The sequence below is a fragment of the Bacteroidia bacterium genome (assembly GCA_033391075.1).
Classification (GTDB): domain Bacteria; phylum Bacteroidota; class Bacteroidia; order J057; family J057; genus JAWPMV01.
Genome location: JAWPMV010000003.1, coordinates 184,550 through 201,949 on the forward strand (window position 1 = coordinate 184,550; position 17,400 = coordinate 201,949).

General features: G+C 42.8%; 9 protein-coding genes. 3 read left to right on the forward strand and 6 right to left on the reverse strand.

Features of this window, described 5'->3' with window-relative positions; translation table 11 throughout:
- Positions 1-15: 15 nt before the first annotated feature.
- The 3 genes from R8P61_33910 to R8P61_33920 form a co-directional block, all read right to left on the reverse strand.
- The gene (locus R8P61_33910; GenBank protein MDW3652120.1) at positions 16-1,524 is read right to left on the reverse strand and encodes a serine hydrolase; all 1,509 of its coding nucleotides are present in this window, start codon (positions 1,522-1,524) and stop codon (positions 16-18) included.
- A 43-nt stretch (positions 1,525-1,567) separates the two neighbouring features.
- Positions 1,568-2,737, reverse strand: a complete 1,170-nt coding sequence (locus R8P61_33915) for an alpha/beta fold hydrolase (protein MDW3652121.1) — start codon at positions 2,735-2,737, stop codon at positions 1,568-1,570.
- A 105-nt stretch (positions 2,738-2,842) separates the two neighbouring features.
- The gene (locus tag R8P61_33920; protein MDW3652122.1) at positions 2,843-3,712 is read right to left on the reverse strand and encodes a LytTR family DNA-binding domain-containing protein; all 870 of its coding nucleotides are present in this window, start codon (positions 3,710-3,712) and stop codon (positions 2,843-2,845) included.
- 115 nt (positions 3,713-3,827) lie between these two features.
- On the opposite strand from R8P61_33920, the gene R8P61_33925 reads away from it, so the two are divergent.
- The 3 genes from R8P61_33925 to R8P61_33935 all read left to right on the forward strand — a co-directional run bounded on the left by R8P61_33925 (position 3,828) and on the right by R8P61_33935 (position 9,514).
- Entirely contained in the window at positions 3,828-5,540 is a 1,713-nt protein-coding gene (locus R8P61_33925) for a hypothetical protein (GenBank protein ID MDW3652123.1), read from the forward strand.
- Between the two features lie 100 nt (positions 5,541-5,640).
- Positions 5,641-7,017, forward strand: coding sequence for a gliding motility-associated C-terminal domain-containing protein (locus R8P61_33930; protein ID MDW3652124.1), 1,377 nt, complete (start codon positions 5,641-5,643; stop codon positions 7,015-7,017).
- Positions 7,018-7,021: 4 nt separating this feature from the next.
- A complete protein-coding gene (locus tag R8P61_33935) occupies positions 7,022-9,514 on the forward strand; it encodes a glycoside hydrolase family 20 zincin-like fold domain-containing protein (protein MDW3652125.1) in 2,493 nt (830 codons plus the stop codon).
- 4 nt (positions 9,515-9,518) lie between these two features.
- Here the strand turns inward: R8P61_33935 and R8P61_33940 are convergent, their stop codons facing one another.
- The 3 genes from R8P61_33940 to R8P61_33950 form a co-directional block, all read right to left on the reverse strand.
- A complete protein-coding gene (locus R8P61_33940; protein MDW3652126.1) occupies positions 9,519-11,582 on the reverse strand; it encodes a hypothetical protein in 2,064 nt (687 codons plus the stop codon).
- An 81-nt stretch (positions 11,583-11,663) separates the two neighbouring features.
- On the reverse strand, positions 11,664-14,390 hold the full coding sequence (locus tag R8P61_33945) for a T9SS type A sorting domain-containing protein (GenBank protein MDW3652127.1): 2,727 nt from the start codon (positions 14,388-14,390) through the stop codon (positions 11,664-11,666).
- Positions 14,391-14,484: 94 nt separating this feature from the next.
- Positions 14,485-17,352, reverse strand: a complete 2,868-nt coding sequence (locus R8P61_33950; protein ID MDW3652128.1) for a TonB-dependent receptor — start codon at positions 17,350-17,352, stop codon at positions 14,485-14,487.
- Between the last annotated feature and the right edge of the window lie 48 nt (positions 17,353-17,400).

A 17,400-nucleotide genomic window follows, 5' to 3' on the forward strand; every position in this document is an offset into this window, starting at 1 on the left:
ATAAGATGCGAAGCCTCAGGGATTGAATTCCTTTATCTTCTTTATCATCATTTCCGCATTCGTATTCTCTTTATCCAGTTCCAAAGATTTCTGATAATGGGACAAGGCCTCCTCGTATTTTTTTAGGTTAAAGTAGTATTCACCCAAACTGTCAAAAGCATTAGCAGAGGCAGGATGACTTTCTGTGTTTTGCTTTAAGACATAAAAGGCTTTATCCATTTCTCCACGGTTCATGAGTTGATATCCCAAGGCATTCATTCCTCCTTCCAGGTAAATGGGATTCATGGAAGCATAGATTTTCTTCGCAGCAGGGATCCCTTCTTTTTCCAGGCTCATGGCAAAGTCTGCGAAGTCCGCATTAAGTTTCAATCCTAATTCGGCATCGGGATTCCGGCTATAATCATTTTCGAGGAAAATCTTTTCCGCATATTCGGTCATCAACTCCTTATAGCTGGAAATTTGATTGGTCATGATAAAAATGCCAAAGCCATCATCTGGCTTAAGGGCCATACGAGAATTCATCCCGTCAATCGCTCCATTGTGCCCCAGGGTTCTTTTGCCTTGTTTGTAGTATCCTCCGATTCCAGCATTGTAGTACCAAAATTCGTCCGGTGCCCGAAAACCCACATTATCTCCCGGCATCATTACGTAGTCGTAAGCTGCTTTTGATAAGAAATCCTTTCCCTCAAACTTTCCTTCATTCAACAACATACTCAACCAATTGCCCATGTCTTCTGGAGTTGAACTAATCGCTCCGGTCGGAGCCACGCTCGTCACATCCACCGAAATCTCTTCCGTTTTGCCATCCCCCTTGTATCCGATCGCCCTTTGGTCAGCTTTCATAAACTCATCGAAAGTCGCATAGGAATTTTTCATTTGCAAAGGCCTGAGAATCTCCTCTATAACTAAGGTTTCCCAGGATTTTCCTGTGGCGCGCTCCTGAGCTACGCCCACAACGGTGTACATGAGGTTGTTGTAGCCATAGCTCGTCCGAAAACGGTCTGCAAAATCCAGCTCTTTGAGTTTACTCAACAATTCCTCTCGACTAAGTGTCTTGTATTTCCATATCTCATCATATCTTCCCAGACCGGTTCCATGCCTTAGGGCGTCAGCCATATTCACGTTTCGGCTGACATACTCCTCTTTTAGCTTAAACTCGGGAATATACTTGACAAGGGGTTCATTCCAATCCATTAGGCCTCGATCTACCAGTTTCGCTGCCAGTACTCCCGTAAAGCCCTTGGTATTTGAACCAATGGAAAAGAGGGTTTGCTTATCTACAGCTATTTGATTTTCTACATCTCGATATCCCAGGCCTCCGGTGTATAGAATCTCTTTATCGTAAACGATGGAGATTCCCACTCCTGGAACTTTGCCTGATATTCTCAGGCTGTCTGCGAGTTTGAGAAAATAGTCGAGTTTTTCTTTGGATGAATCTGAAGTAGCTGTGATTCCTTGTCCAAAGCATAAGACTGGAAGTAGGCAAAGACTCAGGGCGAAGGAGAGTGTTTTTTTGTGCTTCATTTTGTTTTGGCTAACAGTCTTGAGATTGAGGAGGTCTTTCCTATTAGAAGTAAGTAGGATAGAGTTCCATATAAGTGGATACCTCGACTTTGAACAAACGTTTCAGCAGGGGAGGAGGGCCGAACTTTCCGACAGCATTATTGGAGAAACCATAGCCTTCTTTGGGAACCCCGATGAAGTTGCGGTCAAATTCTCCATTCTCATTTTCGTCATGAAACCAGCTAAAGGTGTAAGTTCCTTTTTCTATGTTTAGAAATTGGAGCTTTGCGCTGCGATTTTCAATCTTGGTACTGATCCTTTGTACAAGTTCTTCTTCGGGACTTTTCAATTCCACTACTACCTGTCCCTTGCTATTTCTCAGCTTTTGGATAGAAATATCGATTTGCAATCCATTGGCTGAATCATCCGCCAATAAGTCCGCAACTTTCTGAAGGAAGGTTTCCGGATCATGTTGAGAGGCCTGGAGATGTTCCCCCTCATATTCCCAGAAAGTTTTGGGATCTCTAGCCAGTAGATAGATTTGTTCTGATTGTTCAAAAGGAACCGCCTGATCTGCTCGGCTTGCAATAATAAGTTTGGGCAGCTTTTCTATTTGCTCAATGCTTTTAATCGCAGAGTAGGGGGAACTTAGGTATTGACGGATGATGGCTTTTTGTTCTTCCGGAGCATGGGCCAAAGCAATGTCTGTAAAAGAACGCATGGGACCATCCAGAATCAGGCCCTGAATCTTTTCAGGATTTCGAGCAGCTAAAGTAGTTGCGACTTGCGATCCCAGAGAAGCACCATAAATCAGAAGCGGCTGATCTTTTACTTCCCTTTTTAGAATGAGTTCATCCAATACTTTCTGTGCATCCGCAAGATTGGCCTTGTGCGTAGGGCTCCCACTGGATTTGCCATAACCCCTGGGTTCGAAGACGAACACTTGATAAGCATCTTTCAGCAAAGGTCGGATCATATCTGTATAGGTAGAGGCATTCCCTCCGCCTCCCAGAAAAAAGAGAACCGAAGCTTTGGCTTTTTCTTTTGGAAGTAAATGCAGTACATGAATCTCTTCCTCATCTATCCTAAAGAAGATGTCCTGATGCTTCAGATCGGCATCCAGTTTATAATCTTTGGAGGGGGAATAAAACTTATCGTCAAATTGCCCTTTTGCTGTCAGGGGAAGGAGAAAAAAACTCCCTATATATATAAAGGTGTAAAGGAGGTATTTCATAAGTCTTTCTATTTCTTTTTTCTCGAAATAGATGAAGCTTATGATTTGCCCCAAAGTTCTGGGACGAAATGCTGCGATCTGGGATATTTATTATCATTTAATGAGTCAAAGCTTTTCCCTCAGCCAATCCTTTACCTGATTTAGATGTCTTCGAGAAAGCGGGACTTCTTCTTTGATGTCGGAAAAATGAAGCTTATATGCATGGCCTGCTTTCTGAATCTTGCCGACCTGATTCAGATTGACTAAAAAGGCTCGGTGAACTTTAGCTAAAGCATTGAATTCAGCCAATTGTTTTTCAACATTTTTCAGGGTGTTTCTAAGCTTGAATTTTCGCAGTTTTTCCCCATCAAAAAGACATACCTGGAGATAGTTTTTACTTGACTCTATATATATAAGGTGTAGGGGGTTAAAAGTCAGCTGTTGTTTGCCGCTTTCTGAATACAAGGAAAGTCGTTTTTCTTCCGCCAATTTCATGACAGATTCTTCTGCTATTTCCCCCTTCGAAAGCTTCTTCGATTTCAAAACCTTAATGCGAGTCATGAGCAACAAAATGCCAACTGGAATAGAAGCCAGTAAACTGCTGTACAGTAGAAATTCTATCCAGACAGAAATGGCAAGATTGTCCTGTTCATAGATCCACTGGGATAAAATATAGTTGGCACTTCCCACCGTGGTGACATTCCAGATGAACCAGACCCCATGTTTCCATCTTGTCCACTTATCCGGATGAAAGAAACTTTTAAATACTCGAGGCAGTAGCTGGACATTGAAAAAGAGGGCCACTATAGTTACTCCTCCATGCAGCATCGTCCAATAAGCTTTTTGACTCAGTTGGATAGGTCCAAATCCGAAGGGTTCGAAAAAGAACAAAAAGAAAGTCGTAAAAAGCCCAAAGAAGAGGACGACCTTCCAGCTTTGAAAAACGATGGGAAATCTTTTACGAAGTTGGAGGCGAGAGAGTTTGAGACTGGACATGCGTGAGTTTTTTGAGATTTCGTATTTGCTTGTACGTGAGTAGGGTGGGAGAGGATGTAGAGTTCTCTGCAAAAAGATATGTAAATTCTCTTACCAACGGATAAGCCTACTCCCCATGAAAAGAAGAAAATTCATCCAATCCGCTACTACAGCCGGAGCTTTTTTGCCGATGATCGGCTCAGTTACTTTCTTATACAAGTCATCAAATGAAGAAGAACTCATCAGCCTATTCCTGGCCGAAAATGACAAAAGGGTTCGGAATATTCTGGATTTACAGCAAAAAGATAAAGCCCATCCCTTTTATGGAGGCTTCCCGGATAAATACGAAATCTATCATCCCAGCAGGCCCGCCGCCTATGCGCAGTCTTTGATTTCCGCCTTTGTATCCGAAGCATCCGAATTTTATAGATCGAGAGAAATAAAGGATTGCCTCAAAGTCGGGATGGAGTTTTTAGTAGAAAGGCAACATGAAGATGGAACCATAGATTTGCTAACCACCAATTTTCATTCTCCTCCCGACACCGCTTTTGCAGTAGAGCCTCTGAGTTTGGCGCTTCTTATCTTGAAGAAATATTCTCCCGAATACCTGCAAGACTTCCAACAAATTGCAAAAAGCTTCCTGCTTGAAGCCGGGAAAGCCATGAGCGTTGGCGGAATCCACACCCCCAATCATCGTTGGGTGGTTTGCCGTGCCCTTGCCCGCATCCATAGCCTTTTCCCCAATCAAGAGTACCTGGATCGAATTGAAGCATGGTTAGCGGAGGGTATTGACATTGATCCAGATGGTCAGTACACAGAAAAGAGCAGTGTGGTTTATTCGCCCCTGACCAATAATTGCTTTATCAGCCTCGCAAGGATCTTGAAGAAAACCGAACTATATGAAGTAGTCCGAAAAAATTTACAAATGAGTCAGTATATGATGCATGCGAATGGAGAAGTTGTAACGGAAGCTTCTACCCGACAGGATAAATTTACAGTGGCTCATATGGGTCGCTATTATTATGCCTATCGCTATATGGCTCTGAAGGATCAGGATGCTAGCTTTTCCGCCATGGCTCACTCTATTGAAGAGACCGTAGGATTCAAATCTCTGTCCGGGAATCTTCCCTACTTTCTGGAGGACGAAGAGCTGGAAAAACCCATGCCCAAAACCGCTACTCTTGACCTTTCTTATGAGAAAAGCTTCCCACACTCTCATATGGTCAGGATCAGAAGGGGGAAGATGGATGCTACAATTCTGGGAAGGAACAGCAGTTTCTTTACTTTTTTTCATGGATCGGCGGCACTGCAGGCGATTCGTTTTGCGACAGCCTTCTTTGGAAAGGGGCAGTTCAGTAGTCCTGAATTATCAAAGGAAGGCGAAAGTTATATGCTGAGTCAGGAACTTTGGGGTCCTTATTATCAGCCGCATGAAAAGGAGAATATAGCAGCAGATGGGGATTGGCACAAGATGCCTCGAAGTAAAAGAAAACAAAGTGAAGTTCAATATTTGAAAAGTGTGGTCAGGATTTCAGAGCAAGAAGGAAAATGTAAGCTTCATTTTTCCATACAGGGGACGGAGCATATACCGCTTGCCATTGAATTGGCTTTCAGGGCAGGAGGCAAACTCAAAGGGGTGGAAGCTGTAGCGGAAGTAGAGCATGCCTTTTTCCTCAAAGACGGATATGGCAGTTTTCAATCAGGGGAAGAAAGCATTCGCTTTGGACCGGCTATGCACAAACATAAATGGACGCAGCTTAGAGGCGCCAAAGCGAAATTGAATGGTGATAGTGTGTATTTGACTGCATATACCCCTTTGGAGTTTGAATTGGAGATAGAAGGCAGTTAAGAGAATCCCTATTCCCCTATCCACAATTTTGAGTAAAGATTAGTATTTTAGAATAAGAGAGGAGCTTACATAAAAGTTTGTACAAAACACGCTAGTTGAAATGAAAAAGCTGATATTTTTCTTTTCTATTTTTATCTATGTATCCGCATCCGGACAAAACCTGATTCCCAATCCAAGCTTTGAGGAGATTGATGCCTGTCAACTGACTTTCGCCCAATTATTTAAAGCCAGTCCCTGGAATACCCCCAACACCAAAACGCCCGATCTCTTTTATAGCTGTACAGTCAATGCTTGTGAGGTAAATGATAACATATGTGTACCCGAAAATTTTGCAGGGAATCAGGAAGCCAGAACAGGTGTAGCCTATGCCGGGTTTTTTGCCGGGGCTGCAGATTCTGTTCGAGAATATGTGAGCGTTCCTCTTCTTAGTCCTTTAATAGCTGGAGAAGCCTATGTTTTGACATTTTTCATAAGCTTATCTGATGATTCTGGTAGAGCACTGGATCGAATAGGCGCATATTTCACTTCTTCACTTCCATCAAGAGACAATCAATTAGGTGTCATTCCCCAAATCCTGACCCCCAAAGATTCTTTCATTAGTGAGAAAGAGGGCTGGTTTATGATTCGAGATACAATGCTTGCGCAAGGAGGAGAAACCAGCATGACAGTTGGGAATTTTTTTGATGAAGATAACACCCACTCTCAATGGGTGGGTGGGGGTGGCGGAGCCTATTATTATGTGGATGATTTCAAACTGGTTCCCATTGATCAAAACATGTACATAGAAGGGGAAGAAGAAATCTGTGAGGGAGATAGCACTACTTTGATTGCGAGAAATGAGACGGTACTGGCCTGGGTAGACAGCATGGATCAAAACACGATTTTATCTCGAGAATCTTCTATCACAGTATCTCCTGAAAGGAATACAACTTACCTCGCTTTTGGGGCTATATGCTCCACCTTTATTAGGGTAAAGGTGAAAGAGTTTCCAAGCATAGAATTGGGAAATGACAGCCTCCTTTGTGAAGGAGAAAAGCTCCTATTGAATGCAGGAGACAAGCCTTATTCCTTTCTCTGGCAAGATGGTTCAATGGATTCAAGTTTTCTGGTGAGAGATCCCGGAATGTATCAAGTAGCCGCTTCAAATAGTTGTGGGACGATAGAAGACAGGGTAGAAATCGGCTATGAAAACTGCAATTGCCCGGTATTTTTCCCCTCTGCTTTCACTCCCAATCAGGATGGGTATAATGATTTATTCACAGGAGTTTCGGATTGTCCCTTTGATAGCTATGAGTTAAAGATATTTAATAGGTGGGGAGGCTTGATCTTTGAATCAAATGACCCTCAGAAAAGCTGGGATGGGAACTTTAGGGGAAAGCCTGTCCAAAGAGGAGTATATGTCTATTATTTAGCCTATAAATCCAGCAAAAGAAAATTCCCGGAAATTCGATCTGGTAGTCTGAGTGTAATCAGGTAAAATTATGATGCAGAAAAGTTTATGCCTATCAACTCTATTGCTGCTCTTTGTTCATGCATGGACACAAAGGCTGCCCATTATTCCTCAACCACAATCCCATACCCTGAATGAGGGATATTTTGACCTGGATGCAAAGCCTGAACTTCAATATAAAGAGTCCAATGGCAAAGTTGCACAGAAGGCTATTTCCTTGTTAAAGGATTGGAATAAGACCAACTACTCTGAATCAAGTCGATCCGAAAATATCATCCGACTGGGAATAGCCAGCAAGGAGGACTTGGCATTCAAAGGAAAAGGTGTAGGGCTTGATGAATTCCCGGCCGAGGGATATATCCTTTCTATTCACCAAGACGAGATTCTGATTCTTGGCAAGTCGGATGCGGGCATGTTATATGGACTTTACAGCTTCTTACAATTGGCTCAGGCTTATTCCGCAAAAGGAAGAATCCCTTGCATGGAAATTCTGGATTATCCTCTATTTGAGCATCGGGCAGTTATGGATGATATTAGTCGAGGCCCGCTCTCAAATATGGATTTCCTGAAAAAACAGATCAGGCGTTTGTCCAGGCTAAAGATCAACTCTTTTAGTTTTTATATAGAGCATGTAGTAAAAACAAAAAAGCATCCCGCATTTGCTCCGGAAGATGGACTTAGTCCAAAGGAATTTCTGGAGCTTTCAACCTATGCTGAAGCCTATCATGTCAAATTGATCGGCAGCTTCCAATCCCTCGGACACTTCAGAAATATTTTGCGGTCTCCAGATTACAAAGACCTGGGAGCTAGTGATCGAATGTTAAGACCCGCTGATCCCGAAGCTCTGAAGTTTTTGACAGAAGTATATGGCGAAATGATCCCCTCCTTTTCGAGTGAGTTTTTCAATATAAATGCTGATGAAGCCTGGGATCTTGTTAGAGGCGAATCAAAGGCTTTAGCGGATAGCATCGGAGCGGGGAGTTTATTTGCCCGGCATGTAAACCCCTTACTTGCTTACGTTCAGCAGCAGAATAAAAAGCCCATGATTTGGGGAGATATGTTGCTTTCCTATCCTGATATACTTGATAAAATCCCCCGGGAGACGACTATTTTGACCTGGGACTATGCGGCTCGAGATTCCTTCTCAGACTGGATCGATCCTATCGCTGAAAAGGGCTTTGACTTTTGGGTTTGTCCAGGCGTATTGAATTCCAATTTGATGATGCCCAATTGGGAAGTCACGAGGAAAAACCTAAAAAACTTCATCTCAGAAGGCTATAGGAAAGGAGCTCGGGGAGTTATGACTACGGTTTGGGACGATGGAGGCGGCCATTTTTTTAGCAAGGACTGGTATGGAATCGCTTATGCTGCTGATCAGAGTTGGAAACCTGCTAATTCCCGGCAAGAAGAATTCGATCAAAGATTTGGGGCCGTATACTATCAGGATGAAGAAGCCTTATTTGCGAAATGTCTGACAGTACTCAATAAACTAAAAGACCTGGCTCCTAGTCAGGAATTATTATATGCTTTCTTAAGCAAGAGGATATTGTCTCCGATAGGGCAATCTCATCAAATTGCTAGCCCAGGATTCTCCGAACTAGGAAGTCTTCTGGATCAGGCCAAGGATTTATTAACAAAGCTGGAAACAAAGAGGCAGGAGAATGGGGATATGCTTTGGTTTGATGATCTCGATTATTGGCAATTTTTTATCCGCCATCTAGGCGCTATTCTGGAGAGCAATCAGGAATTAATAAAGCTGGCTGAAAAATATCGAGCAGCGCAAAAGCTAAAATCGGAAGGGAATCCGGAGTATCTGCAATCCCTAAGGTCCTGTCATTTCAAAGTTTCAAGTCTGCTTGATCATTGGAAGGCATTGAAAATGGACTATCGAAGATTGTGGTTAAAAGAAAACCGCAACTACTGGCTTGAGGAGGCGAGTGCAGTGTTTGATGATAAAATTGAAGACCTTATTTCCTTAAAAAGTCTCCTGTCCTTTGCTCTGCAAATGCCTCAATCCCAAGGTCTCCCTGATCCTGCTGCTGTTCGATTGGATATCAGTCAGAGTCCCCATAGTTTTTTCACCTTTTGGTTATTGGCAGATCCGATACCATTTACTGCAGAAAAAGAATTTGAAAAAGACTATTTAGCAGAATTAGGGGGCGAACTAAAAGCACGTCCCACGCCTTATGACTGGTTAAAATATCAGTCTCCTTATATGGACAAAATTGATTTGAAGGAAATTAATACGAATAATACTCCCTATATACAGTATGTATATTGTCAGATCAGCAGCCCTAAAGAAGAGCAGATTTTTGCGGAAGTTAGGTCTGATCTCCCTTTTGATTTTATATTAAATGGCAAAAAGAGTCTTGGCCAAAAAGATCGCATCCTGCTAGACTTGAAAGCAGGACCTAATCAGCTGATTCTTAAACTAAAGATCCCGCCCAATTCCCAACAATTTTCTATGCATATTCCTGACAAAGAAGTCAGGAATAAAAAACAAAGATATCGGCTGCTGGAATAAGTAATTACCTGACCGAAAACTTCTTGACCAGGACCTCTCTACCTAAACGCAATCTCGCTCTATATTTTCCTTTGGGAAGATTTAGTTGTCCGAGTTTAAAAACGGCCTCCTTCCCATTTATCTCGGAGGGATAGAATGCAGCGAGATCGTCTCCATCTTCGGAGTAGATTACGAGCCGATCCACAAAGTCAGGCTTCATTTCTTCCTTTGTTTTTATAAGTGCCCTGGCACTATCGGGGTAGGAGGGAAGCAGAATTTTCAGTCGGGTTTTGCTGAAATCGGGCACCTGCATATCAGGCTTCCGTTCGATGGGAATAGAGGAGAGTTCAGGGCTTTCCATCACTTTTTTACCATAGGGAATTGTTGAAGCCCACTTTGTTACAGCTAATCCATTTTCTCCCTTAATTTCATTTCCCATTTCAATCGAACACCGAGCTTCGGATAAAGAAGCCTTGGTTTGTATGTGTACTTCATAATTATCTCTGGGAAAATCGATACTTTCAACTTCAACAGCTTTGCCATCCTGATACACTTGTATCGAATTAGCATCCAGGGTATTGGGATCAAGGGGAGCTGAAAAATAAAGCAGCAATCTATCATTGAGGACTTTATGCTTGCTAATTCTTGGCCGCTCTTCATAGAGATCAAATCCTTGCGCAGGAATAAAGCGAAAAGGCGGGCCATCCGTCAATTGATTGCCCTCAAAAGCCCCAATATCCGGCGCATTTCCTTCATAGCTTTGAATCCAGTTGAATTCAGGTAAAACCATAACTTTAGCTGCATCTATCGCTGGGCTTTGTAGTTTCAGGCTAAAATCTCCTTCACTTCCATCCATGAACATAGGATCTGTATTTTTCAATCCATGCCTTTCCTGATCGTGCTCATAGATGTTTGCTGGCCAATCCTGGTTGATGATATCATAATCAAATTCAAAGCCCTTTTGCCAGGCTTTTAAGTGGAAACGATTTTCCCCTTCGAAAAAATGATAGGCATTGTTAAAATGCTTGAGGAAGTGATTGGTCGATTCTCCTCTGCGTAAAACTTCGGCCTCTGTGTAATAGCTATTATTAAAGGCATAGCAGGGATGGCTAAGTGCCCCTTCTTCATATGCACTATATTTAAAAATCCCGCTAACCTCTTCGATGGCCCAGAGATCCTTGGTTTGGGTATAGGTGTTTCCGTAGATATAAATGTTCCCTCCTTTTACTCCATCTATAGAATACATCTTATGAACATTCAGATGTTCATTATAATAGTAATGCATGTTCCAGGCCCAGGTCTCAGGCTCGTATTCATTATCCCGAACATTGATCATGCGATTTCGATAGACTTCTGTATTTCCATCTTCCAGGATGCTAACAGGTCGGGTTCGAAATCCATTGAACATATTGATCATCGTATTCCCCCTCATGATATGTCCGCCAGCACTTTTATTGGGATGCAAGAGGGCACCATTATAATGGCCGAGTTCTCCATGATGGAGGGATTCCCAACTCCATCCTCTCCAAACTTCTTCCGGTAACTCAACATGGCAGTTTTCAACCAAAACATGATGGGAGCCATGTCCAATAGGATGGACGATCCTTCTTCCCGTACTGAAATGGCAGTTTGCAACTTTTATATAGCTCGAATTTCGGATCAGGATGACCGAAGCCCAACAATTTCTAAAAACAAGCTTCTCCAAGTTGAGCCAGGAGCTGTTTTTGATCACAAAACCTTCATTCCCATTTTCCTGACTTGCGAGACTTTGGGCATCGATGACTGCATATTCTTCAGGATTGTCTGCGTAACTCATGATCACAAGAGGTCGATCGGGAAGTCCTGCTTTATTCTCTATGAGATTTTTTCCGGAATAGGTACCCGGAAGTAAAAAGAGGGTATCTCCTGCTCCGGCTTGCTCCAGACCTTGTTCGATACTGGCAAATGCTTCATTTGGATGCAAACCACTGGCTGATTCTTTTCCCTCTGGAGAGACAAAATAGCGGCCGGAGTTTTGGCTAAAAAGTGAGCTTGCACTTAGCCCTAAAAACCCCAGGATCATAAGTTGAGAAAGGAAATATTTTGTCATGCTATACTATAAAATAGGCAATTGACCGGAAAGCTTTTCCGGTCAATTGCTAGGTAGGTTTTATTACTGAATCACTGCAAATTATCTTCCCATCAGGATCAGCTTCTTGCTAAAGATGCGCCCGTTTACCTGAATTCTATATAAATAGATTCCGGGTCTTAATTCACCTGCATTCCAAAGGACCTCGTGACTGCCTGCGGGCTGTTTTTGGTCCACAATTTTGTTTATCATTCTTCCACTTAGATCAAAGATTGCCAATTCTACCTCGCTGGTATTAGCAAGCTCATAGGAAATCGTAGTCTGATCTCTGAAAGGATTGGGGTAATTGGAAAGCTGAATTTCTTCGGCAAAAACGGGATCGAATATACCAACAGCAACTTCCCCGACCCATTGCATAGAGCCCATGGCGATGCCTTTGGTACTACCTTCACTTACTATCGCATCAGCTTCATAACTAAAGTCAAAAGGAAGCTGCATCTGATTCATTCCAGGACCTCCATTACCATCATCCATATTATCAGGATTAGGATCGGGATCTGTGATGGTCGCATAATACGTAGTGACTACATTGGTCGGTATAGAAGGAGGAGTCGTAAAACTTACCAAGCGTCCCTGGTTGGTGGGACCATAGCCTTGATTATTGATAAATCCAGCAGTAGTTGTGTCAAATAAGGCAAATTCCTGAACGGAATCAGGATAAGCAGAAACGATAGCAGTATCCAGATGGAAGTTATTAAAGGAAATATTGACTCTCTGGATAAATCCCAGATCCTGATTAGCCTGAGATAAAGAATCCATACGCATTCCTCCTACAACTTCATCAAAATTCTTCCCTAAGAAGCTGGTATTACTGAAGAGATTATTTACACAGATCAATTCGGCGATTTCTCCAAAATGGATGGATCCCTGTCCAAGATTATAGAAGGTATTATGTACTACCCGGGCATAATTGGTCAGACCTCCATCATCTCTGATAAAGCGGCTAGTCAAATTGTAAATGGTACTATTCTCTACCACTATGGAATCAATAGGATTTCCTCTATCATCAATTCCTCTTCCATTATTAGGACTGGACATGAGACCAATATTGCTGAAAATAGAATTGGTGATATAGATCTTCATCCCGGGATTGTCTACCCGTATGCCGGATTGTCCATCTTTATCAAAATGACAATCATCAATGATGATGCGCATATCATCGCCGCGAGCACGCATGATTCGTGTATTTAGTCCTCCTAGTTCATCTAGATTGGTAACATAAAGTCCGCGCAAGGTGATATGTGCTCTGGGGGTAAGGGCTCTACTTGAACTTCCTCCAGTTGCAACTCCGGGTTGTAAGATGGGACGAGCTCCATCACCCTCTTCTGCGACTATTGCTAAGGGAAATCTATTTTCAATCGTTCCGTCCAATAGATACAGGCCATCTCTTTCGAGGACATAGACCGTGTTGGTATCCACCCTTTCTCCATTTGCAAGGGTATCCCCAAAGATTGCAGTATTCAGGCTCCCAAATCCCGGAGCGACAGTTACTACGCGAGGCGCTCGGGATGTATCAATCACTGCTGTCGAATTCCCATCTCCCATTGCTCCACCGATATTACTGCCTTCTACAACTCCTGCCGGTCCCATATAATCGAAATTGAAAGGGAATTGCATTTGTCCCCCTGCTGCATTAGGTCCTCCATTACCATCATCCATATTATCCGGATTGGGGTCCGGATCAGTAAGGGTAGCATAATAAGAAGTCACAACATTGGTAGGACTGCCAGGAATGCTATCAAAGGTCAACCACTCGAAGGTATTGGTATTTGCATAGCCAGAGACTTCCATGAAATTCTGTGCCGGCACATTAAATAAGCGGAAAGAGCGAACAGTATCCGGATAGGCATTGGCTAATGCCGGATCATTGTAAAAGTTGTTATGGCTAATGATCACACATTGTTCCAATCCCGCATCAATATTTGCCTGACTCAAAGAATCAAATCGCATACCTCCCGGAGATTCTTCTGTAGCATTCCCCAGAAAGCTGGTGTTCACAAAGAGGTTGTTTTGACAAAGGGCAAATACCGTTTCTCCAAAATGAATCGATCCCTGTCCCAGATTATAAAAGGTATTGTTGTTGACTTTGGCATAATTCAACAAGCCTCCATCATCCCTTAGGAATCTGCTGGTCAGGTTATATATCAAGCTGTTTTCTACAACCAAACTGTCTATAGGATTTCCTCTATCATCAATTCCTCTTCCATTGTTAGGGCTGGACATGAGGCCAATATTGCTGAAAATAGAATTGGTGATATAGATCTTCATCCCGGGATTGTCTACCCGTATACCGGATTGCCCATCTTTATCAAAATGACAGTCATCAATGATAATGCGCATATCATCGCCGCGAGCACGCATGATTCGTGTATTTAGTCCTCCTAGTTCATCTAGATTGGTTACATAAAGTCCGCGCAAGGTGATATGCGCTCTGGGAGTAAGGGCTCTACTTGAACTTCCTCCAGTTGCAACTCCAGGTTGCAAGATCGGACGAGCTCCATTTCCATCCTCGGCCACAATACTTAAGGGGAAACGATTTTCTATGGTACCATCCAGTAGGTAGAGGCCATCTCTTTCCAGTACATAAACCGTATTTGTATCTGTTCTTTCACCTGTACTAAGGGTATCCCCAAAAATTGCTGTGTTTAGGGTTCCAAAGCCTGGAGTAACCATGACCTCTCTTTGTCCAAAAGAGGGATTACAGAAAATGAACATAAAGGCTAATAAAAAGCATAGCTTGCTAGCGGTAAGTAGGTAGTTTTTTGTCATAGCGATTTTGACTTAATGGACGATAAATGAGTTGTTATCTATCTATGAAAATATTCACAGTATTCATGGTTTAAAAAAGGGCTTTGCCCCATATTTATTTCCCCCTTTTACCCGCCTCGAAATTATACTGGATGCCAATATCTCCCGTCCAGCCAAAAAACTGCTCTTGTGTCAGGAAGGTATTGGAGCCCAAAAAGGTTCTTTCGGGAGTATTTGATAAATTATTTGCATTCAGGATGATGGTAAAGCCTGAATTCCCCATTTTCTGTTTAAGGATGAGGTCCCATCTGATAAATTTGTCCGTAAAACCATCCAATTCTGCCCGGGTCCCAATTGTTCCCAGGGTTATTCCCTGATATACCATAGAAACGCGACCGGAGAATCCATTTTTCTCATATCCCAGAGAAACATTTAAAATGTGGTCTGCCTGGCCGGGAAATCTATTCTGTCGAATTGTATCAATTATCGTTGGTTGATAAGGAGGCTCTGTACTACGAGGGCCTATTTCAAACAGCGGGAAAAAGGTTTCTGATTGTACATAGGTATAATTTGCCCCAAGCAGGATTCCATTGAAAGGGCGAGGGAGGAAGCGCAAATTGGTTTGCAAATCTATTTCCAGGCCTTTTACTGTAGCTTTAAATTCTCCATTAACTGGACGGGTAATCTCAAATCCCCTGAATTGCCCGGCTTCAAGATTTCGGCTGACCCTTATGTAATCGATATCCTCCAATTCCTTATAAAAAGTACCAATTGTAAAGAGTCCGAGTTTATTGTAGAAGGAGAAAAAGGCATCATAATTCCATACTTGTGTATGCCGCAGGTCTGGATTTCCCTTGCTGAGTGTGCTTTCATTGTAATTGATATTTTGCCAGGGAACCAGGTTGAAATAATTGGGCCGTGCAAGGCTCTTTGTCGCTGCCAATCTCAGATCAAACCAGTCTGTAAATTTGTAGCGCAGATGGAGCATAGGAAGCCATTCCGTATAGGCGCGATTTCCTACGGTATCTATCAATCCAAGCAGGCCTGCCGGACTTGTGCCATCCGGATTTACGATGGGGGTTCCAAAAACACTCCGGTAATTATTTCGGGTTTCTTCAAACCTTATCCCAGGTAGAAGCATTAATTTTTCCCCAAAATTAAATTCAAACATGCTGTAGGCGGCACGTATTTTCTCTCCCGCCTCATAGTCCTGCAAATCAAAGGTATTGTCCAGAACATAATAGCTTGAATAGGTTTCGGAAAATTCATTTAAAGCTTCCGTATCCAGCTTTACTCCCAAATCATATTGGCCTGATAAAAAATCATCTTCCCTTTCTCCACTAATAAAATTGCTGATCCTGATGCGGTCTTCGGTATCCAGGTCAAATCTCTCTGGAAAATCAGCGATAATATCATTGATTCCTCCAAATGCTGTCCATCTCCGGGTCAGATCCCGGCTACGATCATTTTGTCGGTATTTAGCCCCTATCTTAAAATAGCCTTTCAAAAATTCGCCTGCCTGCAGCGGAATGCGAAGATCTATTTGACTCGTGAGATTTCTATCATCAATCTGATCCGTGTCAGCAAAAGCATCCTTGAACCAGGTATTGTCTAAATTGCTTTTGGCTCCCAAAGGAATAAATTCTGGTCCTCTGGCTTCCTCTAAATCTGCCGTAAAAGCTCCTAACTCTCTAAATCTGGCACTTCGTAAATAGGGAGTATTTCGATTTGTCAATCCATAAGAAGCCCGCCAGCTCAATTGGGCATTGAGGAATTTGAAATTGTGCTCTCCACTGAGGGTATTACTCGAAAGGAGGGTGTTTATCTCACGATAACGGGTGTCAATTTCCTGATAAGAAGCAGCAACTCTGTACCTCCTTCTCCAGCGCGTCTCATTCCTTTCCAGGCCTCCCAGAAAACTACTAAGCAGGATAAATCCGTTTTTGAGTTGGTAATCAAGGGTGACACTTCCTCCATAGCGATATCGTATTTCATCCCGATCTATCAAATTGAGATTGGACACAATAACCCTTGCAGATCCATCGGGATTTTCTCCACTTTGTGAATAATTGGCCTGCAGGATATCCGAACTTCGGTTTGCCCGCTGTACATTTCCTGTTAGGATCAGCCCCATTTTACCCCCAAAGAATCGATCACTTAAACTTAGGCTTCCCCTGTATTGTCCCAGTTCAGATGCCTGGTCATTATAGCCCACTTGCAATTTGCCGGAAGCTCTAAATTCATTGGGGGCCTTTTTTATGGTAAAGTTGACCGTTCCTCCTACCGCATCGCCATCCATATCTGGACGGAGGGCTTTGAAAACCTCTATTCCTTCAAGTGCATCTGTGGAAATCATACTCAAGTCAACCGATCTATCTTCTGCATCGGTAGAAGGAATTCGTTCTCCATTTACGGTAATCGAATTGAAGCGAGGGGAAAGTCCACGAACTACTACCTTCGTCCCTTCACCCGCATCTCTCTGCACGGCTATTCCCGCCAACCTGCCGACTGTCTCTGCAGCATTTTGATCGGGTAGTTCCTCTATCTTTTCTTTCGAAACGACATTGACTATGGTATTTGATTGAATTTGACGATTGATCGCTGCTTGTTGGCCCTGAATCTGGGTACTGATTACCACTTCCTCTGTAGAGAAAACCTGTTCTTTCATCAGGATTTCTACCTCCAGCTTTTCTCCCGCTTTCAACTCAATATTCAGTCGTTTCTCTTCATAGCCCAAATAATTTATAATCAGCAGCTGAGGGCCTGGAGTCAGATTAAAGAGGCGGAAATTTCCATAGGCATCCGTATTAACTCCCTTTTTGGTATTCTCTACCTTAACGGAAGCAAAGGCTAGTGCTTTACCACTAATTTCTTCTTTTACAATTCCGGAAATACTAGCCCTACTTTGGGCAAATATTGAGTTGAGCCCAAAGAAAAAGAGAAAGCCTATCAGTACGACTTGACAGTAGTAGAGCCTATCCATTCGGCTAGCGTGTAATTAGTAAATATTGGTCCTGAATTAATTAATCTA